Below are 24,485 nucleotides of genomic sequence, written 5' to 3'. Positions count from 1 at the left end.
TTACCCGCGCGGATGGGCGCAGGTCGCGCCGTGCCAAGCTTGGACGCATGCAGCCTTCCGCACCGTCCCCGAACCCCTCCCCCGCGTCCTCCGTCGCGCCGCGCTTCGACGAGCGGCTGACGGCGCCCCGCTCGTGGTGGCTGATCGTGGGTCTGTTCGGCCTGTCCGGCGCCCTGGTCATGTTCCCGCTGGGCACGGTCCCGATGCTGGGCGGCCTGATCGCGGCGGCGGTGATCGCCGGGGTGGTGGTCTCCTCGTACGGCTCCGCCCGGATCCGGGTGGTGGCCGGTTCGCTGGTGGCGGGCGACGCGCGGATCCCGGTCGCGGCGCTCGGGGCGGCCGAGGCCCTCGACGCGGAGGAGGCGCGCGCCTGGCGCACCCACAAGGCGGACCCGCGCGCCTTCATGCTGATGCGGAGCTACGTTCCGGGGGCGGTACGGGTCGAGGTGACCGACCCGGCGGACCCGACGCCGTACGTGTACCTGTCCAGCCGCGATCCGGAGGCGCTGGTCGCGGCCCTGGAGGCGGAGCGCGCCTGACCCGGCGCGTCCGCCCGCGTCAGAAGGCCGGTTCCTCGGGGTTCTCGGGCTGCTCCAGCGGAGGCAGTTCCGGGAGGGCGTCCCAGGGGACCTGGCGGGCCCGGAGGTCCTTGCGGATGTGCCCGGCGAGTTTCCTGGTGTCGCGGCGGTTCATGACGGCGCCGACGGCGGCGCCCACCATGAAGGGCATGAGGTTCGGCAGGTTGCGCACCATGCGCTTGGTGATCTGCTGGCGCAGCTCGCGCTTGAGCTGACCGCCGAGTGCGGCGTTCACCGTGGTGGGCTTGGTGGGGTCGATGCCCCGCTCCTCCGCCCAGGAGGTCAGATAGGCCGCCGAGCGCTGGGAGAGCCGGCCGGGGGGCCGGAGTCCGTAGACCTCGTGCAGTTCGGCGATGAGTTTGAGCTCCACGGCGGCGACGCCGGTGATCTCGGCCGCCAGCTCGGCGGGCAGGGCCGGGGGCACGGGGAGCATGGCGGCGGCGCCGACGCCCGCGCCCACGGTCGAGCTCGCGTTCGCCGCGCCGGCGACGAGTTTGTCGGCGAGCTGCTCGGGGCCGAGGCCGGGGAACTGTCTGCGCAGGGTCGCCAGGTCGCGGACGGGGATCCGCGGGGCGAGCTCGATCAGCCGGTCGGCCAGATAGCCGAGGCCGGCCTTGGCGCCGTCCCCGCCGCGCTTCACGCCCTGTGCGACGCCGCGCCGGACGGCGTCGATCCGGTCGGAGCCGATCCTGATCCGGTCGAGCCGGGCCCGCGCGGGGTTGGCCAGCCGCTTGACGGCGCCGAGGCGTCCGCCCTGCCGGGCGTCGGCCGGTGCGTCGTCCTGCCCCGCCGGCGGGCGCGCCGGATCCGACTCGGCGACCTCGACGACCGCTTCGAGCGAGGCCGGGAGGCCCCGCTCGTCGTCACGTGCTCCGAGGGAGGGCAGGGGGGCGGTGCGCTCGGCTTCAGGGGCCTCCTGGGCGCCCTCTGCCGGGCCCGGGCCGCCCTTGCGCGTCTTCGGACTCCCGGGGAGCCGCAGACGCCGCTTCCGGGACGGTGTGTCACCTGCCACGGTCGAGCGGTCTCAGTCGCAGTCGCGGCAGATCGGCTGGCCGTTCTTCTCCCGGGCCAGCTGGCTGCGGTGGTGCACGAGGAAGCAGCTCATGCAGGTGAACTCGTCGGCCTGCTTGGGCAGGACCCGGACGGCCAGCTCCTCGTTCGAGAGGTCGGCGCCGGGAAGCTCCAGGCCTTCGGCGGCCTCGAACTCGTCGACGTCGACGGTCGAGGTCGACTTGTCGTTCCGGCGGGCCTTCAGTTCTTCAAGGCTGTCCGAGTCGACGTCGTCGTCGGTCTTGCGTGGGGTGTCGTAATCCGTTGCCATGTCGCTCTCCCCCTCTGGGTGGTTGCGGTGTCTCCAGCGCACGTAACGCGTGAGAGGTCGGACTTGTGCCCGACCTGAGGCGGAGATTTTGCCTCACATCAAGGTCTGTTACTCAATCGACACCCGTCGCGCCCTCTCACGAGTGATCGGCTTCGGGTGGCGAACCGGACCGTACACGGTCCCGTGGGCGGCCCTCGCAGGCGCCACCCCGTGTACTTCCCGTCATTCCGGGCCCCGGAAACCCGGACTTTTCCTGGTTTTCCGAGGGATTTCCCGGTCACGGAGAGTGGAGGACCGAACACCTTCCCCTGTGATCGATCACACATGAGCGTCTCAGGAGCGGGGCTCCGGAATTCCGCGCAAAGCGAACGGAACCGGTCGGCTCGTGCAGTGTGTCAGATCGGCAGAGTGACGCGCATCACGAGCCCGCCGCCCTCGCGCGGCTCCGCGATGATACGGCCGCCGTGGGCGCGGGCCACGGACCGGGCGATCGACAGGCCGAGACCGACCCCCTTGTCGCTGCCGGTCCGCTCCTGCCGGAGCCTCCTGAACGGCTCGAAGAGGTTGTCGATCTCGTACGCGGGGACCACCGGTCCCGTGTTCGAGACGACCAGGACCGCCTGGCCGTCCCCGACCTCGGTGGTGACCTCCACCCAGCCGCCCTCCGGCACGTTGTACCGCACGGCGTTCTGGAGGAGGTTCAGCGCGATCCGTTCGAGGAGCACGCCGTTGCCCTGGACGACGGCGGCCGCGCGCTCGCCCCGGATCTCCACGCCCTTGGCCTCGGCCTCGGCGTGCACCTGGTCGACGCCGCGCTCGGCGACCTCGGCCAGGTCGACCGGTTTGCGCTCGATGATCTGGTTGTCGCTGCGGGCGAGCAGCAGCAGGCCCTCGACGAGCTGTTCGCTGCGCTCGTTGGTGGCGAGCAGGGTCTTGCCGAGCTGTTGGAGCTCCACCGGTGCCCCGGGGTCCGAGAGGTGGACCTCCAGGAGGGTGCGGTTGATCGCGAGCGGGGTCCGCAGCTCGTGCGAGGCGTTCGCGACGAAGCGCTGCTGGGCCGTGAAGGCCCGCTCCAGGCGGTCCAGCATCTCGTCGAAGGTGTCGGCGAGCTCCTTGAGCTCGTCGTCGGGGCCGTCCAGCTCGATCCGCCGGGACAGGTCCGAACTGGCCACCTGGCGGGCGGTCCGGGTGATCCGGCCGAGCGGGGAGAGCACCCGTCCCGCCATGGCGTAGCCGAAGGCGAAGGCGATGATGCTCAGGCCGAGCAGGGCGAACAGGGACCGGCGCAGGAGGTCCTCCAGGGCCCGGTCGCTCTGGTGCCGCAGACAGAGCGTGACGGCGTTGTTGAGCTGGTCGCCGGTGGGCGAGTCGGGCAGCTGGCACCAGGAGGTGGTGGGCTGGACCGTGCCGTTGACGACCTTGAAGGGCAGCTGGGAGGTGCTGTCGCTCAGCGCCTGGGCGGTGAAGAGGTAGATGATCGACAGCAGCAGGATGCCGGCGATCAGGAACATCCCGCCGTAGAGCAGCGTGAGCCGTATCCGGATGGTCGGGCGCAGCAGCGGCCGGACCGGGTCCCGGGGGTCCCAGGTCGGCTTCGGGGGCGCCTGGGGGTGGGGCGCGGGAGTGGTGGCCATCGGGTCAGATCCGGTACCCGGAGCCGGGGACGGTGACGATGACGGGCGGCTCGCCGAGCTTGCGCCGGAGGGTCATGACGGTGACGCGCACGACGTTGGTGAACGGGTCGGTGTTCTCGTCCCAGGCCTTCTCCAGGAGCTGCTCCGCCGAGACGACGGCGCCCTCGCTGCGCATGAGGACCTCCAGGACGGCGAACTCCTTCGGCGCGAGCTGGACCTCCCGGCCCTCGCGGAAGACCTCGCGGCGGTTGGGGTCGAGCTTGATGCCGGCGCGCTCCAGGACGGGCGGGAGCGGGACGGTGGTGCGGCGGCCGAGGGCGCGCACGCGCGCGGTGAGCTCGGTGAAGGCGAAGGGCTTGGGGAGGTAGTCGTCCGCCCCGAGCTCCAGGCCCTCGACGCGGTCGCTGACGTCGCCGGAGGCGGTGAGCATCAGGACGCGGGTGGGCATGCCGAGCTCGACGATCTTGCGGCAGACGTCGTCGCCGTGGACGAGCGGGAGGTCGCGGTCGAGGACGACGACGTCGTAGTCGTTGACCCCGACGCGCTCCAGGGCCGCGGCGCCGTCGTACACGACGTCGACGGCCATGGCCTCCCGGCGCAGTCCGGTGGCCACCGCATCGGCGAGCAGCTGCTCGTCCTCGACGACGAGTACGCGCACGTCGTACATCCTTCCCGTTGAGCCGCTGTCCGGGGTGGGGACCGGCTGAAATCCGAGCACTGACTGTGCGTGTCCATCCTGCCCCGTACGCGCATAAACCGGCTGTAAGACGGGGGTGCGGGGCCTCGGGCCGGAGGGGGCGCGCGGCGGGGCGCGCAGGCCGGAACGAAGAATTCACCGGATTCGCGGGCCAGTTGAGGTTTCTCTGAGGAAGGCGTTGGGGAGGACGACTGCACACCCCGTGATCACGCCCCGTATGTGGCGCGCCACCTACAGCTCTCTGTCCCCCAGAGTTCGCAGTGCGTGATTCACCCACCCTCGGCACACCCCCGTGCCACCGGACCCACGAGGAGGGGGCGCACGATGGACGCTTTCACCGCAGGACTGCTGCACCGCATCAGGACCACGCAGACGGACCTCACGCGGGCCCGTGAGACGGGCGACGACTACCTGGCGGAGGTGGAGCAGGCGGAGCTGGAGGACCTGCACCGGCTGGCCGCCGAGCACGGCGTGGAGGTGGCCTTGCCGGGCGTCTGACCCGTAACACGCGTGCGTGGGCCCCGGCGCCGTCCCGGCACCGGGGCCCACGTGCGTCCGTCTCCCGGCCCACCGGGCCCGATCGACGGGACCTCCTAGTCGTGCCAGGCCCCCAGCTCCTCCAGGAGCTCCTGGAGCGGCCCGAAGAGGCCCGGGGAGGCCGCGAGCGTCAGCTCGCCCGACTCCGGCTCCCCGGGACGGCCGCCGGTGAGGCCGCCGGCCTCGCGGGCGACGAGCGCGCCCGCCGCGAGGTCCCAGGGGCTGAGGCCGCGCTCGTAGTACGCGTCGAGGCGGCCGGCGGCGACGTCGCAGAGGTCGATGGCGGCCGAGCCGCCGCGCCGGATGTCGCGGACGCGCGGGATGATCCGCCGGGCCACGTCGGCCTGGTGGGCGCGGCGGGCCTGGAGGTACCCGAAGCCGGTGCCGAGGAGGGCCTGGTCGAGCCCGGGCGAGGGGCGGACGGCGAGGCGCCGCTCCCCCGCGTACGCTCCGCCGCCGAGGACCGCCCGGTAGGTCTCGCCGCGCATCGGCGCCTCGACGACGCCGACGACGGTCTCGCCGTCCCGCTCGGCGGCGATCGAGACCGCCCAGGTGGGCAGGCCGTACAGGTAGTTCACGGTGCCGTCGAGCGGGTCGATCACCCAGCGGATCCCGCTGGTCCCGGGGGTCGACGCGCCCTCCTCGCCGAGGAGGCCGTCGTGCGGGCGGTGCTCGGCGAGGAAGCCGGTGATCAGCTTCTCGGCGGCGATGTCCATCTCGGTGACCACGTCGACGGGGCTCGACTTGGTCCTCGCCACGGCGAGGTCGTCGGGCCGGCCGTCGCGCAGCAGCGCTCCGGCCCGCCGGGCGGCCTCCAGGGCGACGTCGAGCAGTTCGGTGAGCAGGGGGTCGGTCACGTCGGCTCCTTCACGCGTACGGGCTGTCGGCACCGGCCGCCGCCGGCCGTTCGGCCCTGGCCGGGCAGCAGCCGATCGGGCAGAGGTCGTGGGAGGCCCCGAGCGCGCCCAGGGCGCACCGCTCCGCCCTGCTCCCCCGCTCGTGCGCCGCCCGCTCCAGGACGAGCTCGCGGACGGCGGCGGCGAAGCGCGGGTCGGCCCCGACGGTCGCCGAGCGGCGGACGGGCAGGCCGAGCTCGGCCGCCTTGGCCGTGGCCTCGGTGTCGAGGTCGTAGAGGACCTCCATGTGGTCGGAGACGAAGCCGACCGGGACCATGACGGCGGCGGGCGCGCCGGCCCGGTGCAGCTCCTCCAGGTGGTCGCAGATGTCGGGTTCCAGCCACGGGATGTGGGGGGCGCCGCTGCGGGACTGGTAGACGAGCCTCCACGGGTGGTCGACGCCGGTCTCCTCGCGGACGGCGTCGACGATGACCCGTGCGACGTCGAGGTGCTGGCGCACGTAGGCCCCGCCCCCGCCGTGTCCGGTGACCGGGCCGGAGGTGTCGGCGGCGGAGTCGGGGATGGAGTGGGTGGTGAAGGCGAGGTGGGCGCGGTCCCGCACGGCAGGGTCGAGCTCGGCGAGCGAGGCGAGGACGCCCTCGACCATGGGACCGACGAAGCCGGGGTGGTTGAAGTAGTGCCGGAGCTTGTCGACCCGGGGCAGCGGGAGCCCCTCCGCCTCCAGGGCGGCGAGTGCGTCGGCGAGGTTCTCGCGGTACTGGCGGCAGCCGGAGTAGGAGGCGTACGCGCTGGTGGTGAGGACGGCGATGCGGCGCCGTCCGTCGGTGACCATCTCGCGGAGGGTGTCGGTGAGGTACGGCGCCCAGTTCCGGTTCCCCCAGTAGACCGGCAGGCCGAGTCCGGCCTGCTCGAAGTCCGTCCGCAGCGCGTCGAGGAGCGCGCGGTTCTGGTCGTTGATCGGGGAGACGCCGCCGAAGAGGAAGTAGTGCTGCCCCACTTCCTTGAGCCGTTCCTTCGGGATGCCGCGGCCGCGGGTCACGTTCTCCAGGAACGGGACCACGTCGTCCGGGCCCTCGGGGCCGCCGAAGGAGAGCAGCAGCAGGGCGTCGTACGGGGCGGGATCGTGCTGATCGGACATGGCACCGATCCTCCCACCCGGCTCGGCCGGTGACGGGCGCGGCCTGGCGTCCGCGGGATCCTTCGGCCGAAAAACGAGGATGACCGATCGACTTCAACACCGTAGGCTTTAGCTATTAATTACACGTGTTGATCAAGGACCTCTCTTGCCCAGTCCCTACCGCGCGATCTTCGCGGCTCCCGGAACCGCCTCGTTCTCCGTCGCGGGCTTCCTCGGCCGAATGCCGCTGTCCATGATGGGCATCGGCATCGTGACCATGATTTCGCAGGTCACCGGCCGATACGGCCTCGCCGGGGCGCTCTCGGCGACGCTCGCGATGTCCGCCGCGGTCCTCGGCCCGCTCGTCTCGCGCCTGGTCGACCGGCACGGACAGCGCAGGGTGCTCCGCCCGGTGACGCTGGTCTCGCTCGCCGCGGCCGCCGGCCTCCTCCTCTGCGTGCAGCAGAAGGCCCCGGACTGGACCCTCTTCGTCTTCACGGGCGTGATCGGCTGCGTGCCGAGCGTCGGCGCGATGACCCGCGCCCGGTGGGCGGAGATCTACCGGGGCGAGGAGCGGCGCCTGCACACGGCGTACTCCTGGGAGTCGATCGTCGACGAGGTGTGCTTCATCTTCGGGCCGATCCTCTCGATCGGCCTGTCGACCGCCTGGTTCCCCGAGGCCGGCCCGCTGTTCGCCGGGGCGTTCCTGGCCGTCGGCGTCTTCTGGCTGACCTCGCAGCGCGCCACCGAGCCGGTCCCCCACCCCCAGCACGGTGCCCGGGGCGCCTCCGCGCTCCGCTCCCGCGGCCTCCAGGTCCTCACCCTCGCCTTCGTCGCCACCGGCGCGATCTTCGGCTCGGTGGACGTGGTGACCGTGGCCTTCGCCGAGGAGCAGGGCCGGAAGGCCGCCGCGAGTCTCGTCCTGGCCGTCTACGCGCTGGGGTCCGGTGCGGCCGGCGCCGTCTTCGGACTGCTCCACCTCAGGGGGGAGGCGTCCCGCAGGTGGCTCCTGGGCATCTGTGCGATGGCCGTGAGTATGATCCCCCTCCTACTGGCCGGGAACCTGCCGTTGCTGGCCGTGGCGCTCTTTGTCGCGGGCCTGTCCATCGCACCGACGATGGTGACCACCATGGCCCTCGTCGAAGCGCACGTACCGCGCACCAAGCTGACCGAGGGCATGACCTGGACGGGTACCGGGCTCGCGGTCGGCGTGGCGCTCGGCTCCTCGGCCGCCGGCTGGGTGGTCGACGCGTCGGGGGCCGAGGCGGGGTACGTGGTGCCCGTCGTCTCGGGCGCGCTCGCGGTCGTGGTGGGTCTCCTCGGACACCGCCGGCTGCGCAAGCCGGTGCCGAACCGGGAGGGGCAGCGTGAGCGGGACGACAACAGCGGGATCGGGGAGCGCCAGGACGGCGGGCAGCCCGTGGCGTAACTGGGCGGGGAACGTCACCTCCCGCCCGGTGCGCGAGGTGAGTCCGGCCTCGGCCGAGGAGCTCGCAGAGGCGGTGCGCCGCGCGGCCGAGGACGGCCTGCGGGTGAAGACGGTCGGCACCGGCCACTCCTTCACCTCGATCGCGGCCACCGACGGCGTGCTGATCCGGCCGGGCCTGCTGACCGGGATCCGGCGGATCGACCGCGGCGCGATGACCGTGACGGTCGAGTCGGGCACGCCGCTGAAGCGGCTCAACGTGGCGCTGGCCCGGGAGGGCCTGTCGCTCACGAACATGGGCGACATCATGGAGCAGACCGTCGCCGGCGCCACCTCCACCGGCACGCACGGCACGGGCCGCGAATCGGCGTCCATCGCCGCGCAGATCCGCGAGCTGGAGCTGGTGACGGCCTCGGGCGAACTGCTCACCTGTTCGGAGAAGGAGAATCCGGAGGTCTTCGCGGCCGCCAGGATCGGCCTCGGCGCCCTCGGGGTGGTCACGGCGATCACCTTCGCGGTGGAGCCGGTCTTCCTGCTCACCGCGCGCGAGGAGCCGATGACCTTCGACCGGGTCACCTCGGAGTTCGACGCGCTGCACGCGGAGAACGAGCACTTCGAGTTCTACTGGTTCCCCCACACGGACAACTGCAACACCAAGCGCAACAACCGCAGCGCGGGCCCCGCCGCTCCCCCCGGACGGATCAGCGGCTGGATCGAGGACGAGCTCCTCTCCAACGGGGTCTTCCAGCTCGCCTGCTCGCTGGGCCGCGCGGTGCCGACGGTGATCCCGTCGATCGCCAAGGTCTCCAGCCGCGCCCTGTCGGCCCGTACGTACACCGACGTCCCGTACAAGGTCTTCACCTCGCCGCGCCGGGTCCGCTTCCTGGAGATGGAGTACGCGCTTCCGCGCGAGGCGGCGGTCGCCGCGCTGCGCGAGGTCAAGGCGATGGTCGAGCGCTCGCCGCTCAAGGTGAGCTTCCCGGTGGAGGTGCGGACGGCCCCGGCGGACGACATCGCGCTGTCCACGGCCTCGGGGCGGGAGACCGCGTACATCGCCGTCCACCTCTACAGGGGAACGCCCCACCAGGCGTACTTCACCGCGGTGGAGCGCATCATGACGGCGCACGGGGGCCGGCCCCACTGGGGCAAGGTCCACACCCGTGACGCCGCCTACTTCTCCGAGGCCTACCCGCGCTTCGCCGAGTTCACGGCGCTGCGCGACCGGCTCGACCCGGACCGGCTGTTCGCCAACGACTACCTGCGCCGGGTCCTGGGCGACTGACGGTCACCCGGCTCCCGTGCCGGTCCCGGCGTCGGCCCCGGTCGGCGCCGGGACCACGGGGACCTCGGGCCGCCCCGTGCCGGTGGACGGGTCCCGGGTCGGCGCGGTCGGCCGCGTCGGTTCCGTCGGCCGCGTCGGTTCCGTCGTCGGAGCGGGCGGCGGCGTCGGGGCGGGCGTCGTCCCGTCACCGGCGGAGGCGGAGGGGGCGGGCTCCGTCGAGGGCGTTCCCGTTCCGGTCTCCCGGCCGCCCGGGGCCGGCGTGGACCCCGTCGTGGGGGTGCCGGCGCCGTTCCGCTGCCGCCCGGTGCCGTCGGCGGTCCCCGACGGCGGCGGCGTGAGCTCCTGGTCCCGGTCGGTCGCGTCCCGGCCGGTGCTTCCGCCGCCCCGGACGACGGAGCCGAAGGTGGTGGTGCCCTGCTTGCCGCTGAAGTCCTGTCCGGCGACCAGCTCGTAGGCGGTGATGCCGCCCATGGTGACGCCGAAGACCAGGGCGGCGGCGATCGCCGGGCGCTTCCAGCCCCGGACGCGGGTGCCGTGCGTGGTCGCCTCGCCGAACTCCCCGGCGGACTCCTCGTCGAACTCCCCGGCGGGCGGTGGCGGAGCCTGGAGGGTGCCCGACACGAGGGTGCGGTCGTCCCGCGACCCGGCCGGGACCGGGACCTGTCGCGCCTTCGGCCTGGCGGCCGCGGTCACGTCGCGGACCTGTTCGCCGGTGCGCCTGAAGAGCTGTTGGAAGAGCGGACCGCCGCAGGTCGCGATGACGCTGATCACACCGGCGCCGAGGATCGTGCCGTACACGCCGAGGGTCGAGGCGAGTTTGGCGGCGATGACCGCGGCCAGGGCACTGCTGGAGACCTGAGCCACGCTCAGGTCGATCCTTCCACCGCTCTTCCTCCCCTCCCCCGGCTCGTCCCCGTCGATTTCCGGCCCGTGACGCATCTCCGACCCCTGATGGCTCATCCGTTCGCCTTGCACCCAGAAGGGACAAACGGGAGAAGCGAATAGTTCCGTTTCTGCTGTTTCTGTGAAGAGTGACACGTACGGGGGAAGATCACGGAGACTCAACTCCCGTACCGCCCGAGAAGTTGGGCGGCGCGCCGGTCCACCCAGGTGGCCCGAATGGAGTACATTGACGAACCCTGGGTCCGGACGCCCTCACGGGTGCCCGGGATCAAGGGGAGGGGGCCGGACACGGCGCTCGAACCGGCGGCGCCGCGGCATCGCACGGGAACCGACTGCAGAGAGTGACCGCCAGTCACTCCGGGTAGCGAACAGGTAACCGTGCCATAACGGCGTTCCAGGGTCCATGCCCGACACGCCGGGCAACTCGGCAAGGTAGTGGCAGGCTGCACCCGGGCAGGCCACACTCGACTAGCGGAAGCAGCGACGCACGTGACGTCGGCAGGCACCACCCGGGAGGTCCCCATGCCCGAACTGCGTGTCGTGGCCGTCTCCAACGACGGCACACGACTGGTGCTGAAGGCTGCTGACAGCACGGAGTACACACTTCCGATCGACGAGCGGCTCCGTGCCGCCGTGCGCAACGACCGCGCGCGCCTCGGCCAGATCGAGATCGAGGTGGAGAGCCACCTCCGCCCCCGCGACATCCAGGCGCGGATACGAGCCGGTGCCTCCGCCGAGGAGGTCGCCCAGCTCGCCGGCATCCCCGTCGACCGCGTACGGCGCTTCGAGGGCCCCGTGCTCGCCGAGCGCGCCTTCATGGCCGAGCGCGCCCGCAAGACCCCGGTCCGCAGGCCCGGGGAGAACAGCGGCCCGCAGCTCGGCGAGGCGGTGCAGGAGCGACTGCTGCTGCGCGGCGCCGAGAAGGACACCGTGCAGTGGGACTCCTGGCGGCGCGACGACGGCACCTGGGAGGTGCTGCTCGTCTACCGGGTCGCGGGCGAGGTCCACACGGCCAGCTGGACGTACGACCCGCCGCGGCGGCTGGTCCAGGCCGTGGACGACGAGGCACGGGCCCTGATCGGCGAGACGGACGACACGATCGCCGCCGCGCCGGAGCCGAGCTTCCCCTTCGTGCCGCGCATCGCCCGGCTGCCCCGGGACAGGCCGCTCGACCGGGCCCTGGACCGCCAGATCGACCGTTCCGACCGGCAGCTGGAGCGGGCTCCCGCGCCCGTCGAGCCGGAGGAGGAGCGGGAGCGGGACTCGCTGACGAGCCTCCTGGAGGCCGTGCCGAGCTTCCGCGGCGACATGGTCGTGCCCGAGCAGCCGGACAGCGAGCCCTCGGAGGAGGCGGAGGCGGAGGAGCCGCCGGCCCCGGCCGCCTCGGCGGGCGCGGGCTCGGCCTACGCCGACGTCCTGATGCCCCGCGCGGTCTCGGGCCACCGTGACCGCCTGCACGGTGCCACGGACCGCCAGGCCGAGGCGGACGGCGTCCGCCCGGGCCGCCGCGCCGCCGTGCCAAGCTGGGACGAGATCGTCTTCGGAACCCGCAGGAAGAAGCAGGACTGACGGCCGTACGCGCCCGCGTGCACGGGGCGCGGGGCCGTCCCCCGTGTGGGGACGGCGGGGCCCGCGTCGCCCGGCGGCGCGGGCCCCGCCGTACGGGCTCAGCGCGGGTCCGGGCCCGTGGCGATCGGGCGGGCGGGGTCCGAGGACCACTCCGACCAGGAACCGGCGTAGAGGCCCGCGGGGATACCCGCGATCTCCAGGGCGAGCACCTCGTGGGCGCCCGAGACGCCCGAGCCGCAGTAGACGGCGACCGGGGCGTCCCCGGTCGCGCCGAGCGCGGTGAAGCGGTCCCGCAGGGCGTCGGCCCCCAGGAAGAGGCCCCCGGCGTCGACGTTCTCCGTCGTGGGAGCCGAGACCGCGCCCGGGATGTGTCCGCCGACCCGGTCGATCGGCTCCACGTCGCCCCGGTAGCGCTCGGCCGCCCGCGCGTCCAGGAGCAGGCCCGCACCGGGCAGCGCCGCGGCCGCGTCGGCGTCGAGCAGTTCCAGGGCGCCCGGCTCCGGCCGGAAGTCGCCCGGCTCCGGGGTGGGGACCTTCTCCGTGAGCTCTCCCGTCCAGGCCGCCAGGCCCCCGTCCAGGACCCGCACGTCCGGGTGGCCCGCCCAGCGGAGCAGCCACCAGGCACGGGCCGCGGCCCAGCCGAGGCCCCCGTCGTAGACGACGACCGGCCGGTCCGCCGAGACGCCCGCCCGGCGCATCGCGGCCCCGAAGGCCTCCGGATCGGGCAGCGGGTGGCGGCCGCCGCTCCCGGGCGGCCCCGCGAGTTCCGCGTCCAGGTCGACGTAGACCGCGCCGGGAAGGTGACCGGCCTCGTAGGCGGGCCGCCCGGGCGGGCCGCCGAGCGTCCAGCGGACGTCCAGGAGGACCGGCGGCCGGACCCCGGCCGACTCGCTCAGCAGTTCGCTTGCGGAGATGATGGGCTTCATGGGAGCCATCCTCGCGCAGCCGCACGGCCGCGGGGGACGGCCCCGGCGACCTCCGACGGGATCGCGCCACGTCCGGTGTGGCCTGGGCACGTCGTGCCCCCGTCGATGTCACCATCGGACGGAGCACGGCCACGACGACGGTCCGAGGAGAGGGTGACGATGACCGAGGCGACTCCGCGCCCGCCCGGCACACCCTGCTGGGTGAGCCTGATGGTGCACGGGATCGACGCCACGCAGGAGTTCTACCGCGCCCTCTTCGGCTGGGAGTTCGTCCCCGGTCCGCAGCAGCTCGGCCCGTACGTGCGCGCGCTGCTCGGCGGCGAGGAGGTGGCCGGCATCGGCCAACTGCCGCCCGACCGGCACCTGCGGATCGCCTGGACCCCCTATCTGGCCACGGCGGACGCCGACGAGACCGCCGAGGACATCCGCTGCTGCGGCGGCACGGTCGCCGTCGGCCCGCTGGACGCGGGCGAGGCGGGCCGTCTGGTCATCTGCTCCGACCCGTCCGGCGCGGTCTTCGGCGTCTGGCAGGCGGAGGCGCACCACGGCACGGCGACGGCGGGACCGCCGGGGACGCCGGTGTGGAACGAGCTCCTCACGTACGAGACGTCCTCGGTCGGCAAGTTCTACCGCTCGGTCTTCGGCTACGAGGTGAAGCCGGTCGTCTCGGCCGACCACGACTACGCGACGCTCCACGTGGCCGGGGACCCGGTGGCCTCGCTGCACGGCATCGGCAACGCCCTCCCCCGGGACCGGGGCCCGCACTGGATGACGTACTTCGAGGTCGCCGACACGGACGCGGCAGCGGAGCTGGTCCTGGAGCTCGGCGGTCGGGTGCTGCGTCCGCCGCGCGAGGGCACGGCGGGCCGGCTCGCCCTGGTGGCGGACCCGGAGGGCGCGGTCTTCACCCTGGTCAGGTCCGCCGGGCAGTGAGCGCCGGCGGCACCGGCCCCCGGCGGGCGGGGCCGGCCCGGGCCCGCCGGGCACGGCTCAGCCGCGTCGGCTCCGGGCCAGGCCGCGGCGCAGCCGGGACGCGCCGGTCCGCTCCGGGGCGGGGCCGCCGCCCGGGAGGCCGAGCTGGGTCAGCCGTTCCGCGGTGAAGTGGTGCGCGGTGCGGGGGTCGGCGTGGTGCTCCGCCAGGAAGGCGGCGGCCTCCTCGCGGAGCCCCGGGTGGGCCTTGTGGCGCATGCAGTAGCCGACGGCCCTGACCAGGGGCGTGAGCGAGGCCGGGGCCGGTCCGGGCACGGCGGGCTCCTCGCCGCCCTCCAGGTCCGCGACCAGGTGGTCGACGACGGTGAGCGGGACGCGGTTGCTGTTCTCGAAGGGGGTGAGCCGTTCGAGGACCTCGGCGGTGCCCACGCGCGCGACGGGGACGCCGTAGTAGACGGCGGCGGTGAGCAGCGCGGTGGAGAAGCAGCCGACGACGAGCGCGGGCCGGCAGCGCTCGTAGAAGGTCTCGGCGAGCAGCGGCCCGTCGAGGACCGTGAGCCGCACGCCGCTCCGCGCGGCCTCCTCGTCCAGGGCCTGGGAGTAGCGGGCGGGCGCGGTCGGGTGCGGCTTGAAGACCACCGACCGGTGGCCGGCCGCGGCGGCCCCGCGCAGCATCCGTACGTGCAGTTCCTCTTCCTCCTCCGGGGTGAGCAGGGAGAGGGCGGCGAGGTACTGGCCGAGCAGCAGGGCCGTCGGCCCGGCGGCGGCCGCCCGCGCGATCCGCGGGTCGTCGGCCGCCTCCTCGGCGAGCTCGGCGAGGACGGCGCGGAAGGCGGTGTCGGGGACGAGTTCGGGCTCGACCCCGTACTCGCTCAGGAGGAGGGGGCGGAGGCCCGGCACCAGGTCGAGGTGGAGCACGCGGCGGATGCGGCAGGCGATCGACTGCGCGAGGTCGGAGCGGGTCGGGCCGTAGCTCATCAGACCGTCGGCGTAGACGTGCACGGTGCTCTCGGGGAAGGCGCCGGCGAGCGCCTTGGCCGGGTTGACCTGGATGGATTCGACGATCAGCTCGACCGGGCCGGCGCCCAGGTCCCAGGCGGTGCGCAGGACGCGCTGCCAGAGCGGGGCCTCCTCGGGGCGGGGGGCCCAGGCGGCGGGGTGGTACGGGTGGATCGTCTCGTTCCAGTCGAGGGTGCCGTCGAAGCGGGCGGCGATCCGCTCGTACCCGGTCATGGTCTCCAGGCGCAGCGCGGTCTCCGGGATCTCGGCGTTGTGCGAGATCAGCAGGAGCCTGCGGGCGGAGTCGCGGGGGCCGAACTGTCCGGCGTCGAGCGCGGCGGCGAGGGTGGCCGCGCCGTACAGGGTGGACACCTGGAAGATCTGGACCGGCAGGTCGGGGGCTGCGGCGTCGGGGGCCATGGGTCAGGCGGTCCTTCCGGTGTCGCGCAGGCTCCGGAGGAGGGTGCTGCGCGGGGTGTCCATGGTGGCGAGGGTCTCGTCGAGGACCTCCTGCGGCATGCGGTGCAGGGCGTCGCGGACGTCGGCCCGCAGCCGCGCGGCGACGGCGGGCTCGTACGTGGCCGCTTTCCCCGTGTGGAAGGCGATCATCGCGCAGTAGGTGCGGACCGCCTTCGGGAGGAAGCGGTCGGCCTCCGCGTCCCGGGAGACGTCGTCGAGCAGGAGGTCGTACGAGGGGATGAAGTCCAGCTGCCGGTTGTCGGTGATCTGGGTGAGCGAGGTGGTGACGCCCCGTCGGTAGAAGACGCCGTGCAGGGAGAGCGCCGCGAACGTGCGCGCCTTGAGGTGGAGCCGCCAGATCCAGAGCCGGTCCTCGGCGGTCCTCAGGGACGTCTCGAAGCGGGATTCCCCCTTCTCGAAGAGACGTCCGCTGTAAATGCCGAAGGGGACGAAGGGATAGTCGACCATCGTCACCATGCTGGCCGGCGAGATTCCGTCCCTGGGGTCCATCACGGTGTCGCGCCGCTTGGCCGGGGCATAGCGGATCTGCCGTTTGCGGCCCTCCGAGAGGACGTGGTCGGTGCGGGCGAAATCGCAGCCCAGGCGGGAGATCCCGGCCACGGCGGCGCTCAGGTGGCCGGGCGCGTACCAGTCGTCGCCGTCGAGGAACGTGAGGTAGTCGCCGCGCGCCGCGTCGATTCCGGTGTTGCGGGCCTGGGCGACGCCCCGGTTCGTCTCGTGCCGGATGACGGTGGCGTTCGGCAGGCGGCCCCGCCAGCGGTCGAGGATCTCCGGGGTGTCGTCCGTCGAGCAGTCGTCGATCAGCAGGAACTCGAATTCCGGATCCGCGTTGTTCGCGAGACTGCGCAAGGTGTCGGGCGCGTATGCCCCGACATTGTGGAACGGCACGACGACGGACAGTTTCGGCACTCGGGATCCCCACACTGATTCGAACAATTCAACACCGTTACGGCGGGCACGGTAACGGCCGACTCCTCCCGGCGAACGAGCCGTGCGTGCACTCCGGGTGAACTCTTGTCGTCTCCGGCGGAAACCCCGTCACCGGCGGGTCCGTCGGCGGCTCGGGAGCCACGTCACGACGAGCGCGAGGAGCGCCGCCGCGCCGACGGCGCCGCCGAGCTTCAGTCCCGGCGGCCGGAAGGAGCAGCTGACGGTGCTCGCCCGCCCGTCGAGGGGGACGGCGACGAGGCCCTCGTACGCGCGCGCGGGGCGGGCGTCCGCGTCACCGGCGGCGCAGCGCCAGCCGGAGACGCGCGGTGCGGCGAGGACCGCGATGCCCCTGCTGCCCGGCGGCAGTTCGGCCGTGACGGTGTGTCCGGTGGCACGCACGCGCGTGGCGCCGTCGGCGGTGAGCCGCCGCACCGCGGAGTCGAGCCGGGCGCCGACCAGGCAGCCGACCGGTTGCCGGGGCAGCCGCAGCTTGCCCTCGGGCCGCAGCTCGATCCGTACGGCGCCGGAGCCCGGGACGGTGCCGAGGGCCCGCATGGGGGCGCGGACGGCGGGCGGCCTGCCGTCGAACTCCACGGGCCCCCGCCCGGCCAGGGTCGCCGTGCCCTTGTACTCGGGCGCCCAGAACCAGACCTGGGAGCCCGCGGGGCAGCGGGCGGTGAGGGCGCGTCCGGTGCGACGCGGGGCGGGCAGCTCGTACACGTCGGCGCCGAGCAGGCGTTCCTGCCGGGCGAAGGCCGAGTCCCCGGGGTGCGTGGCCGGCCGCCCCGGCGGGCGGACGGTGACCAGGGGCGGCACGGGGGTGGTGGTGGCGGTGACCGTGGCGCGGGGCGCGGCGTCCTGCCGCAGGGGCTCCGCGGGCTCCGAGCGCAACCGGGTGCCGATGGAGAAGAGGGCGTCCGTGACGGGGTTGTCGAGGCTGACCGGGTGCCGGCCCTTCGCGTAGTGACCGAAGCCGAGGGAGGCCAGGGTCCGGGAGGTCGTGTCAGAGGTGAGGCTGCTGTAGTAGTCGGCGCCCTGTCCTCCGACGAGCAGCACGTCGTTGCCTCCGGGCACCTCGCCGGGGTCCGTGCGGTACCGGGGCCAGGCGTCCGCGCGGGCCGTCTCGGCCGCGGCGGTCGTCTGCCAGGGGCCGATCCGGGGCGACCAGGCGACCTCGCTCCGCCGCTGCTCCTCGATCCGCTTCCCGCTGACGGCCGCCTCGCCCGCCTGCGCGGCGACGAGCAGGACCACGGCCAGGACGGGGAGCACGCGCGCGAGGTTCCGGCCGTCGCGGGCCGGGGCGGGGAGCACGCGCGCGCGGAGCGCCCGGTCCGGCGGCACCCGCGGGTGGCTCCGGCGGTCGGCGGCCAGGGCGAGGGGGACGGCGGCGAGCGCGAGGAGCGCGGCCGCGCCGGAGGTCGGGAAGGTCCAGCCGTCGATGTCGACGCTCCCCCGGGCCGCCCACGCCAGGGCGCCGAGCAGCGCCACGCCCCCGAGGAGCGCGGTCGGCCGGGGCACGCCCCGGGCGATGGAGAACCAGGCGGCGATGAGCAGCAGGCCGCACAGGACGAAGGCCTGACGGTACGGAATGCCGTTGGGCGAGGCGCCCGCGTGCCACAGCAAATGCGTGGGCTCCCACTGGAGGGAGAGCGCGACCAGGACGATCGCGGCCGTCCAGCCCGCCCGGACGCGCGGGGCGACGGCCCGGTTGAAGGGCAGCGTCAGCGCGAGGGCGAGGGCGGGCGTGCCGATGGAGAGGGCGGGGCTGTCGACGCTTCGGGTGGCGGGCAGGAACCGGGCGAGGACGTCCGTCCAGGGGGCCGGCGCGAAGACGGTCACGGGGGTGGGGTCGGCGACCTTCGTGGCGAGGAAGACGACCGTGACGAGCGGCGCGGCGAGCCCGATGCCGATGAGGACGCTCCGGGCGGCGCGCAGCATCCCGGCGAGGCGCCGGCGGGCGTCGGCGGTCTCCTCGGCGGTGAGGAGGCGGACGGCGAGGACGACGGCGGCGCCGAGCGTCGCCATGTACGCGGTGTAGAAGTTGGCGATCCAGGCCAGGGCGACGACGAGGGGGCCGAGGACGGGGCGGCGGCCGGCGCGGGCCCATTCGCCGACCAGGCAGAGGAGCGGGAGGGCGACGAGCCCGTCGAGCCACATCGGGACGGTGGCGCCGTGGTCGAGGGTCCAGCCGGAGAGGGCGTACGCGGTGCCGAGCACGGCGGCGACCGGCCACGGGCCGGGGCGCAGCCGCGGCAGCAGCAGCGCCATCGCGGCCGCCGCGGCGGCTATCTTGGCGGCGGTGACGACGTACAGCGCGAGTTCGACGCGGTCCGCCGGGAAGAGCACGACCAGCAGGTCGAAGGGGCTGCTCAGGTACGTGCCGATGTCACCGAGGAAGTTGGAGCCGAAGCCGGAGTTCCAGTTGAGGAAGGCGTCCCCGTGCGTCTCGCCGAGCAGGAAGGCCCGCCAGTAGGCGTGGAACGGCAGGTACTGCTGGCCGAGGTCGACGGTGTTCCGGGTCACCGGGCCGAAGGGGTACGTGCGGGAGAGCCGGGTGGCGAGGCAGAACAGCACCGCGGTGAGCAGGGCGGCGGCGACCGGGGCCCGCAGGACCGCGAACCGCCGCCGCTCGTCGCCGCGGTGCCGCTCCGCCTCGTCGCGTACGGTCTCGTCCTCGGCGCGGGCGGCCTCGACGGCGGGGGGCACACGTCCTCCAGGGGGCACGGCACGGGGAGGCCCGGAGGGGTCGTCACGGGCCGACCGCCATTACCGCCGAGGCGGGCGACCCGCAACCGAGCACCAGGCGCTCTCCAGGCACACCTCGGGTGAACTCCGGGTGCCGAAGGCGCGGCCGAACCCGCCGAAGCCGGAAGTGCCCTCCTCCGGACCCCGGTCGGGCCCGCCGAAGCCGGAGGTGCCGCCGAAGCCGGAGGTGCCGCCCTCCCGACCCCGGTCGGGCCCGCCAGAAGCCGGAAGTGCCGCCCTCCGGGCCCCGGTCGGGTGCGGCCGGGCCGTCCTCCGGGGTCACCCGACGGGTGCCGGGGCGACCAGCTCGTCGACCGTGCGGGCCACCGTGCCGAACAGGTCCCGGACCGTCGTGAGGCTCGCGGCCTGGAGGGCCTCCGCCGTCAGGGCGGCGCCGGACGGCGCCTCCAGGGGGCGGGTGGCGGTGGCCTCGGCGACCACGGTCGGCCGGTAGCCGAGGTTGAAGGCGCCCTGGGCGGTGAAGAGGACGCACATGTGGGTCATGAAGCCGGCGACGACCAGGTCGCCGCCCACGCCGAGCCCCTTGAGGGTCTCCTCCAGGTCCGTGGCGTGGAAGGCGTTGGGGAACTGCTTGACGACGACCTTCTCGCCCTCGGCCGGGGCGACCTCGTCGCTGATCGAGCCGATCTCGGCCCGGATGTCGTACGGAGTGCCCTCACCGCCGTCGTTGACGACGTGGACCACCGGGGCGCCCGCGGCGCGGGCGGCGGCGAGCAGCCGGGCGCCGGCGGCCAGGGCCTCCTCCGCGCCGTCGAGCCGCATGACGCCGGTGCGGTAGGTGTTCTGGAAGTCGATCATGATCAGCGCCGACTCGCCCAGGCGCGGCAGCTCCTGGGGCAGGCCGATCACATCGCGCAGGGTGGTGGACACGGTCATGGCGGTTCCTTTCGTCGCGGACGGCGGGGCGGCCCGGGCACGTCGACCCCGGGCATGTTTCACACGCTAACACAGTTAGTTAGCGTCGATAACACGCGTGGGGCGGCGCGCGCCCACAGGCCTCCCGGCACGGAATCCGCCCAGGTCCGCGGTGTTAGCGCTGTTATCGTGGGGGCCATGTCGACGGCACGAGAGCGCATCCTGGAAGCCACCGGGGAACTGCTCGCCACCAAGGACGCGCTGGCCATCTCGACCCGGGCCATCTGCGACCGGGCGAAGGTGGGCATGCCCGAGATCTACCGCCAGTTCGGCGACAAGCAGGGGCTGCTCACGGCGGTGGCCGACATCGGCTTCGCGCGCTTCCTCGCCGAGAAGCGGCGCAATCCGCTCACCGAGGACCCGGTCGCGGACCTGAGCACGGCCTGGGACAGCCACGTCGCGTTCGCGCTGCGCAACCCGCACCTCTACCGCCTGATGTTCACGCCGACGGGCGACGCCAAGCCGCAGGCGGTCAAGGAGGCGCAGGCGATCCTCCTGAAGGCCGTGGAGCGCTGCCGCGACGCCGGGCGCCTGCGCATGAGCCCCGAGCTGGCCGGTCAGGCGATCCTCTCCGCCAACGTGGGCGTCTGCATGACGGCGTTGTCCTTCCCCGAACTGTTCGGGGACCCCGCCGTCTCGGACGCGGTCCGGGACGCCGTCATCGGGAAGGTCACCGGCGACGAGCGCGAGGACGCCCGGCTCGGCTCCGCGACCGTCCTCGCCCAGGCGCTGGTCGGCACCCTCACGGGGGCGGCCCCGGTGAGCGCGGCGGACCTCGACCGGCTGACGCGCGCGCGGCGGGCGCCGGACGCGACCCCGGAGCCGTGACCCCCGGCCGTACCCCCGTCCGCCCCCGGTGATGCGGAAGACCATTTCTCTCTTTGGCCACCTGGACGCAAGACCCGGCCGGATAGAATCCCGCCGCGGGGGGTGACGGTTTGGAAGAGTGGGCTTCGGCAGCCGATGTGACGCGTCGTGACGACGCGGGTTCCGGCGGAGGGGAGCCCGACGCCGCCGTGACGCTTCGTGACGGCGGCGGAGAGGCCCGGGCCCTGCTGCGATTACCCTCGGCCCTGGCCGAACGGTTCGCGGTGGTGCGGGAGTTGCCCCACCAGGGCCGCGAGGCGGATGTGCTGCTCGTCCGCGACGCCACGGGGGCCGAGTTCGTCGCGAAGGTGTACCGCCGCGGGGTCCGGGTCGCACCGGAGGTCTGGGAGCGCCTGCGGGGGCTGGAGAGCAGCCACGTGGCGCGCGTGATCGAGACGGGCTTCTCGGACGGGCGTGACTTCGAGGTGTCGGAGTACCTCCCCGGAGGATCGCTGGAGGACCTGGTCGCCACCGGGACCCCGGTGGCGCCGGACGTCCTGTCCGAGGTCGTCTCCCAGTTGACGGCGGCGGTGGCCCATCTGCACGGCGCGGGGATCGTGCACGGCGACCTGAAGCCGTCGAACGTGCTCCTCCGCCACAGGGAGCCGCTGGAGCTGGCGCTGGCCGACTTCGGCGTGAGCAAATCGCTGGACGCGACGTCCCGGTTCACGCAGCGCGTGTTCGGGACGCTGGCGTACGCGGCCCCGGAGTACGTGTTCGGCGCGGAGGTCTCGGGCTCGCAGGACTGGTGGGCCGTGGGGGCGATCGCCCGGCAACTGGCCACCGGTCGCGCCCCGTTCGAGGGCCTGTCCGAGCAGGCGGTCCGGCATCACCTGGCGACGCGGCCGGTCGACGTGTCGGACGTGCCGGACGAGCGGGTGCGGCTGCTGTGCGGCGGGCTGCTGGTCCGGGACCCGGGGCGCCGCTGGGGCGCCGCCGAGGTCCGCGGGTGGATCGGGGGCGGGTCCCCGGAGGTGCCGGAGGAGCCGCCCCCTCCCGGCACGCGGCCGGCGGGCGCCACCGGTCGCAGGCCCCTGCAGTTCAAGGGCGTGAAGCACACGGAGAAGGCGGAGCTGGCCCGGGCCCTGGCAGCGGACTGGGAGACCGCCGCGCGCCGGTTCTTCGTCTCCATGGGAGACCGGGACGACCCCAGTCAGGGGTGGCGCCAACTGCGCAACTGGCTGGCGCAGTTCGAGGATCCCGAGTACGACGACCTCGAAGACCTGGTGGACCTGGTCGACGTCCACCTGCCCGGCCCCGACGCCCCGGACGCGAAGCTGCTGCGGCTGCTGCACTGGCTCGACCCGACGATGCCGCCCGTCTACCGCGGCAGGCGCATGCTTCCCGAGGACCTGCTCGCCCTCGCCGAACAGGCCTCGTCGCCGCATGACGACGACGCACGCCGGGCCGCGCGCGAGCTCGTCGACGAACTGTACGCGGGCGATCTGGTCGCCGCCCTCGCGACGTTCGGCGAGGGCGCCGGACAGCTCGCCGACGTCGACCGGCGGTGGCGCGACCTGAACGCCCGGTGGGACGAGCTGCGGAGGTCGACCGCGTTGCCGACCAGGGTCCGGCGAGAACTCGTGGGGTCCGATATCCGGGTGGAGGCACTGGCCGTCGCGGTGGCCCCGGACTGGGCACGGGCGTTGCGCGAGCGGGTCGAGTCCGCCGCGGCGTCCGTCCGGGGCAGGACCGGCTGGTTCGACGCGCTGCTGGCCGACGGCGGGGACCCCGTCCGCCATCTGGCGGCCACCCGCGCCCTTCCGGCCGCCGTCGCCGAGGCCCGTCGCCTGGAGGACCTGCGCCGCGCCCACGCGGCCGCGGCGACGGCCCACCGGCACGAGTGGCGGGATTCCGAGGAGCACCGGCGGGCCGGCACCGGGGAGGCCGTGCTGCGCGCCCTCGGCGGAGTGGCCCTGCTGTTCGCCCTGCCGGTCGGTCTTCCGCTGGTCCTGGGCGCCCTGATCGGCGAGGGGGAGTTCCTGGGACGGTTCGTCCCCGCCGCGACGGTGACCTGCGGGATTCCGCTCGCCTGCGAGTTGGCGCTGGCGGCGGGGCTCGGCGGGGACTACCACCCGGGGTGGTCCCTCCGGTCCCGTCTCGCCGGCCTCCGCCGTCGGCTGCCCGACCGGCAGGGAGCGCTGGCGACGCAGCTGCAGCCCCTGCGGAGGAGCACGATCGCCTGCGGCGGGGGCTGTCTCCTCTACCTGGCGCTCGGCACCGCGATCTGGGCGATCGTCACCCTGCGGGCGTGGTCACCGGTCCCCTTCGTGATCGGGGCGGGGTACGGGCTCTGGGCGCTCGCCCGGTACCGGGATTGGCGTACGGCACACCAGTCACAGCGGACACAGAGTCTGGGGGAGCGATGAGCGGGCCCAAATGCACGGCGTACCAGCTCGACCAGTCCTTCACCGCCGCCGAGTTGCGCGCGGCCGTGCGCGACTCGGCGGTGCGCGAGGCCACGCGGCGCCGTCAGGAGGCCGCCCGCGAGGCGGCCCTCCGGGCGGCGGCCGCCCGGGACGCGGCCGTGCGCGGGGTGAAGACGCGCAACGCGCGGATCGCGGCGCTCTCCCTGGCCCGGGAGGAGCGCGGGAAGCAGTACGGCGCCGCCGTCTCCGTACGCGTTCCCGAGCCGCTCGTCCTCGGGACGCAGTCCACGTCCGAGCTGGAGACCTGGTGCGCCGAGACCGACGGCGCGCTGGCCGGCGCGGAGCGGGAACTGCGGGAACGGACCGCCCGCGCCCTCGCGACGGAACTGTTCGCCGACATGAGCGGGCACACCGCCGGGCGCCGCCCGGTCGACGCCGCCGAGTTGTTCGCGGACCGCCCGGAGGCCTCCCCCGGGGAGCCCTCCGGCGCCGACGGCCCCCGGGACGGGGACGAGGCCGCGCGCGAGGACGTCGGACAGGCCCTGGCCCGAGTCCTCTCGCGCCTCCTCCCCGACTGCGCCGAGGACCGTCGCGCGGATGCCCGGACGGCCGCGGCGCGGGTGGCCGCGGCGGCCACCCTCGACGAGGCACGCACCTGGCTGACCGAGACGAGGCTCCGGGTCCAGCGCGCCAACGCGGCCGCGGAGACCGCGCGGCACGAGGCGGCCGAGGCGATCGGGCTCCTCCACGAGATCGAAGACATCGAGAACGTCGAGAATGTCGAAGGCGTCGGGGAAGCGGACGTGGACTCCGTGCGGACCCTGCTCACGGAGGTCGCCTCCGGCCGCCGCGCGCTCGACGAGTCGCTGCGCCGGCGGGCGGCCGACTGCCGGACCGCGGCCGAGGCGCAGGCCGAGCGGCGGTACGTGGTCAACACGGTGACCGACGCCCTCGTCGACCTCGGCTACCAGGTCGGCGAGGGGTTCGAGACGCTCACCGTGGCCGACGGCGTCCTGCGCCTGTCGCGGAGCGAGTGGCCCGAGCACGCGGTCAACCTGGCCGTCGACCGGCAGGGTGGCCAGTTGCGCACCGCCGTGGTGCGCACCGCCGCCGGACGCGGCGACGACGACGCGCACGTCGACGTCGAACGCGAGGAGCAGTGGTGCCGGGACTTCCACGCACTGCGCGGCCGCCTGGCGGAGGCGGGGCTGAAGACGGACGTCCAGGTCGCGGTTCCGCCCGGGCGGGTTCCCGTGCCCGTGGTGGCCGCCCCGACCGCGCCGGGTCCGCGGGCCCGGCCCGGGTACCGGGAGCGCGAGCGGTGATCCGTCCGTAGGGACGACAGGGGTCCGGACCATGGGCCGGCGACACGAGGAGGGGTC

The 24,485-nt window shown here is 74.1% G+C and carries 21 protein-coding genes; 9 read left to right on the top strand and 12 right to left on the bottom strand.

The features are described from left to right. The first annotated feature begins 47 nt into the window (after positions 1 to 47). On the top strand, positions 48 to 539 hold the full coding sequence (locus ACZ66Z_RS22325) for a DUF3093 domain-containing protein (RefSeq protein ID WP_469936519.1): 492 nt from the start codon (positions 48 to 50) through the stop codon (positions 537 to 539). A gap of 19 nt (positions 540 to 558) precedes the next feature. Here the strand turns inward: ACZ66Z_RS22325 and ACZ66Z_RS22320 are convergent, their stop codons facing one another. The 4 genes from ACZ66Z_RS22320 to ACZ66Z_RS22305 all read right to left on the bottom strand — a co-directional run bounded on the left by ACZ66Z_RS22320 (position 559) and on the right by ACZ66Z_RS22305 (position 4,191). Beyond that, positions 559 to 1,590, bottom strand: a complete 1,032-nt coding sequence (locus tag ACZ66Z_RS22320) for a hypothetical protein (RefSeq protein WP_469936517.1) — start codon at positions 1,588 to 1,590, stop codon at positions 559 to 561. Positions 1,591 to 1,602: 12 nt separating this feature from the next. Continuing rightward, the gene (locus ACZ66Z_RS22315; RefSeq protein ID WP_003955561.1) at positions 1,603 to 1,899 is read right to left on the bottom strand and encodes a DUF4193 domain-containing protein; all 297 of its coding nucleotides are present in this window, start codon (positions 1,897 to 1,899) and stop codon (positions 1,603 to 1,605) included. 395 nt (positions 1,900 to 2,294) lie between these two features. Beyond that, positions 2,295 to 3,533 (bottom strand): sensor histidine kinase, encoded by a 1,239-nt coding sequence (locus ACZ66Z_RS22310; RefSeq protein WP_469936515.1) that lies wholly within the window; start codon positions 3,531 to 3,533, stop codon positions 2,295 to 2,297. 4 nt (positions 3,534 to 3,537) lie between these two features. Beyond that, positions 3,538 to 4,191, bottom strand: a complete 654-nt coding sequence (locus tag ACZ66Z_RS22305; protein ID WP_030687123.1) for a response regulator transcription factor — start codon at positions 4,189 to 4,191, stop codon at positions 3,538 to 3,540. A 363-nt stretch (positions 4,192 to 4,554) separates the two neighbouring features. Here ACZ66Z_RS22305 and ACZ66Z_RS22300 point away from each other — a divergent pair, with 363 nt between their 5' ends. Beyond that, positions 4,555 to 4,728: a hypothetical protein gene (locus ACZ66Z_RS22300; RefSeq protein ID WP_469936513.1), complete on the top strand. Its 174-nt coding sequence runs from the start codon at positions 4,555 to 4,557 to the stop codon at positions 4,726 to 4,728. Positions 4,729 to 4,823: 95 nt separating this feature from the next. Here ACZ66Z_RS22300 and ACZ66Z_RS22295 read toward each other — a convergent pair whose 3' ends face one another. Beyond that, positions 4,824 to 5,624: an inositol monophosphatase family protein gene (locus ACZ66Z_RS22295; RefSeq protein ID WP_469936511.1), complete on the bottom strand. Its 801-nt coding sequence runs from the start codon at positions 5,622 to 5,624 to the stop codon at positions 4,824 to 4,826. 10 nt (positions 5,625 to 5,634) lie between these two features. Next, positions 5,635 to 6,762, bottom strand: coding sequence for a ferrochelatase (locus ACZ66Z_RS22290; RefSeq protein WP_469936509.1), 1,128 nt, complete (start codon positions 6,760 to 6,762; stop codon positions 5,635 to 5,637). A gap of 145 nt (positions 6,763 to 6,907) precedes the next feature. Between ACZ66Z_RS22290 and ACZ66Z_RS22285 the strand changes: the two genes are divergently transcribed. Both ACZ66Z_RS22285 and ACZ66Z_RS22280 read left to right on the top strand, forming a co-directional pair. Beyond that, on the top strand, positions 6,908 to 8,170 hold the full coding sequence (locus ACZ66Z_RS22285) for an MFS transporter (protein WP_469936507.1): 1,263 nt from the start codon (positions 6,908 to 6,910) through the stop codon (positions 8,168 to 8,170). Beyond that, entirely contained in the window at positions 8,109 to 9,449 is a 1,341-nt protein-coding gene (locus tag ACZ66Z_RS22280; protein WP_469936505.1) for a D-arabinono-1,4-lactone oxidase, read from the top strand. The genes ACZ66Z_RS22285 and ACZ66Z_RS22280 overlap by 62 nt, the downstream gene beginning before the upstream one ends. 3 nt (positions 9,450 to 9,452) lie before the next feature. Here ACZ66Z_RS22280 and ACZ66Z_RS22275 read toward each other — a convergent pair whose 3' ends face one another. Next, positions 9,453 to 10,388: a hypothetical protein gene (locus ACZ66Z_RS22275; RefSeq protein ID WP_469936609.1), complete on the bottom strand. Its 936-nt coding sequence runs from the start codon at positions 10,386 to 10,388 to the stop codon at positions 9,453 to 9,455. A gap of 486 nt (positions 10,389 to 10,874) precedes the next feature. Here ACZ66Z_RS22275 and sepH point away from each other — a divergent pair, with 486 nt between their 5' ends. Next, positions 10,875 to 11,921 carry a septation protein SepH gene (gene sepH, locus ACZ66Z_RS22270; RefSeq protein ID WP_469936503.1) on the top strand — a complete coding sequence of 349 codons (1,047 nt, stop codon included), beginning with the start codon at positions 10,875 to 10,877 and terminating at the stop codon, positions 11,919 to 11,921. A gap of 98 nt (positions 11,922 to 12,019) precedes the next feature. On the opposite strand, the gene ACZ66Z_RS22265 is transcribed toward sepH, so the two are convergent. Beyond that, the gene (locus ACZ66Z_RS22265) at positions 12,020 to 12,847 is read right to left on the bottom strand and encodes a sulfurtransferase (RefSeq protein ID WP_469936501.1); all 828 of its coding nucleotides are present in this window, start codon (positions 12,845 to 12,847) and stop codon (positions 12,020 to 12,022) included. Positions 12,848 to 13,006: 159 nt separating this feature from the next. On the opposite strand from ACZ66Z_RS22265, the gene ACZ66Z_RS22260 reads away from it, so the two are divergent. Further along, a complete protein-coding gene (locus ACZ66Z_RS22260; RefSeq protein WP_469936499.1) occupies positions 13,007 to 13,780 on the top strand; it encodes a VOC family protein in 774 nt (257 codons plus the stop codon). A gap of 57 nt (positions 13,781 to 13,837) precedes the next feature. On the opposite strand, the gene ACZ66Z_RS22255 is transcribed toward ACZ66Z_RS22260, so the two are convergent. The 4 genes from ACZ66Z_RS22255 to ACZ66Z_RS22240 all read right to left on the bottom strand — a co-directional run bounded on the left by ACZ66Z_RS22255 (position 13,838) and on the right by ACZ66Z_RS22240 (position 19,828). Then, positions 13,838 to 15,196: a polysialyltransferase family glycosyltransferase gene (locus tag ACZ66Z_RS22255; RefSeq protein ID WP_469936497.1), complete on the bottom strand. Its 1,359-nt coding sequence runs from the start codon at positions 15,194 to 15,196 to the stop codon at positions 13,838 to 13,840. A gap of 3 nt (positions 15,197 to 15,199) precedes the next feature. Next, entirely contained in the window at positions 15,200 to 16,165 is a 966-nt protein-coding gene (locus tag ACZ66Z_RS22250) for a glycosyltransferase family 2 protein (protein ID WP_469936495.1), read from the bottom strand. Positions 16,166 to 16,294: 129 nt separating this feature from the next. Beyond that, positions 16,295 to 18,892: a YfhO family protein gene (locus tag ACZ66Z_RS22245; RefSeq protein WP_469936493.1), complete on the bottom strand. Its 2,598-nt coding sequence runs from the start codon at positions 18,890 to 18,892 to the stop codon at positions 16,295 to 16,297. 318 nt (positions 18,893 to 19,210) lie between these two features. After that, complete coding sequence (locus tag ACZ66Z_RS22240; RefSeq protein WP_469936491.1) at positions 19,211 to 19,828, bottom strand: isochorismatase family protein; 618 nt, start codon at positions 19,826 to 19,828, stop codon at positions 19,211 to 19,213. A 177-nt stretch (positions 19,829 to 20,005) separates the two neighbouring features. Between ACZ66Z_RS22240 and ACZ66Z_RS22235 the strand changes: the two genes are divergently transcribed. From ACZ66Z_RS22235 to ACZ66Z_RS22225, 3 genes are all read left to right on the top strand, one after another. Then, positions 20,006 to 20,695, top strand: coding sequence for a TetR/AcrR family transcriptional regulator (locus ACZ66Z_RS22235; RefSeq protein WP_469936489.1), 690 nt, complete (start codon positions 20,006 to 20,008; stop codon positions 20,693 to 20,695). A gap of 188 nt (positions 20,696 to 20,883) precedes the next feature. Then, a complete protein-coding gene (locus tag ACZ66Z_RS22230) occupies positions 20,884 to 23,103 on the top strand; it encodes a protein kinase domain-containing protein (protein ID WP_469936487.1) in 2,220 nt (739 codons plus the stop codon). After that, a complete protein-coding gene (locus ACZ66Z_RS22225) occupies positions 23,100 to 24,428 on the top strand; it encodes a hypothetical protein (RefSeq protein ID WP_469936485.1) in 1,329 nt (442 codons plus the stop codon). The genes ACZ66Z_RS22230 and ACZ66Z_RS22225 overlap by 4 nt, the downstream gene beginning before the upstream one ends. Positions 24,429 to 24,485: the final 57 nt, after the last annotated feature.

This window comes from Streptomyces sp. NPDC107498 (assembly GCF_055582805.1).
This window is presented reverse-complemented; position numbering and strand designations above follow the sequence as displayed.

Coding starts and splice junctions, on each gene's coding strand:
- ACZ66Z_RS22325 (WP_469936519.1), top strand. CDS start 48: ATGCAGCCTTCCGCACCGTCCCCGAACCCCTCCCCCGCGTCCTCCGTC.
- ACZ66Z_RS22300 (WP_469936513.1), top strand. CDS start 4,555: ATGGACGCTTTCACCGCAGGACTGCTGCACCGCATCAGGACCACGCAG.
- ACZ66Z_RS22310 (WP_469936515.1), bottom strand. CDS start 3,533: ATGGCCACCACTCCCGCGCCCCACCCCCAGGCGCCCCCGAAGCCGACC.
- ACZ66Z_RS22260 (WP_469936499.1), top strand. CDS start 13,007: ATGACCGAGGCGACTCCGCGCCCGCCCGGCACACCCTGCTGGGTGAGC.
- ACZ66Z_RS22225 (WP_469936485.1), top strand. CDS start 23,100: ATGAGCGGGCCCAAATGCACGGCGTACCAGCTCGACCAGTCCTTCACC.
- ACZ66Z_RS22265 (WP_469936501.1), bottom strand. CDS start 12,847: ATGAAGCCCATCATCTCCGCAAGCGAACTGCTGAGCGAGTCGGCCGGG.
- ACZ66Z_RS22315 (WP_003955561.1), bottom strand. CDS start 1,899: ATGGCAACGGATTACGACACCCCACGCAAGACCGACGACGACGTCGAC.
- ACZ66Z_RS22275 (WP_469936609.1), bottom strand. CDS start 10,388: ATGCGTCACGGGCCGGAAATCGACGGGGACGAGCCGGGGGAGGGGAGG.
- ACZ66Z_RS22235 (WP_469936489.1), top strand. CDS start 20,006: ATGTCGACGGCACGAGAGCGCATCCTGGAAGCCACCGGGGAACTGCTC.
- ACZ66Z_RS22290 (WP_469936509.1), bottom strand. CDS start 6,762: ATGTCCGATCAGCACGATCCCGCCCCGTACGACGCCCTGCTGCTGCTC.
- ACZ66Z_RS22240 (WP_469936491.1), bottom strand. CDS start 19,828: ATGACCGTGTCCACCACCCTGCGCGATGTGATCGGCCTGCCCCAGGAG.
- sepH (WP_469936503.1), top strand. CDS start 10,875: ATGCCCGAACTGCGTGTCGTGGCCGTCTCCAACGACGGCACACGACTG.
- ACZ66Z_RS22255 (WP_469936497.1), bottom strand. CDS start 15,196: ATGGCCCCCGACGCCGCAGCCCCCGACCTGCCGGTCCAGATCTTCCAG.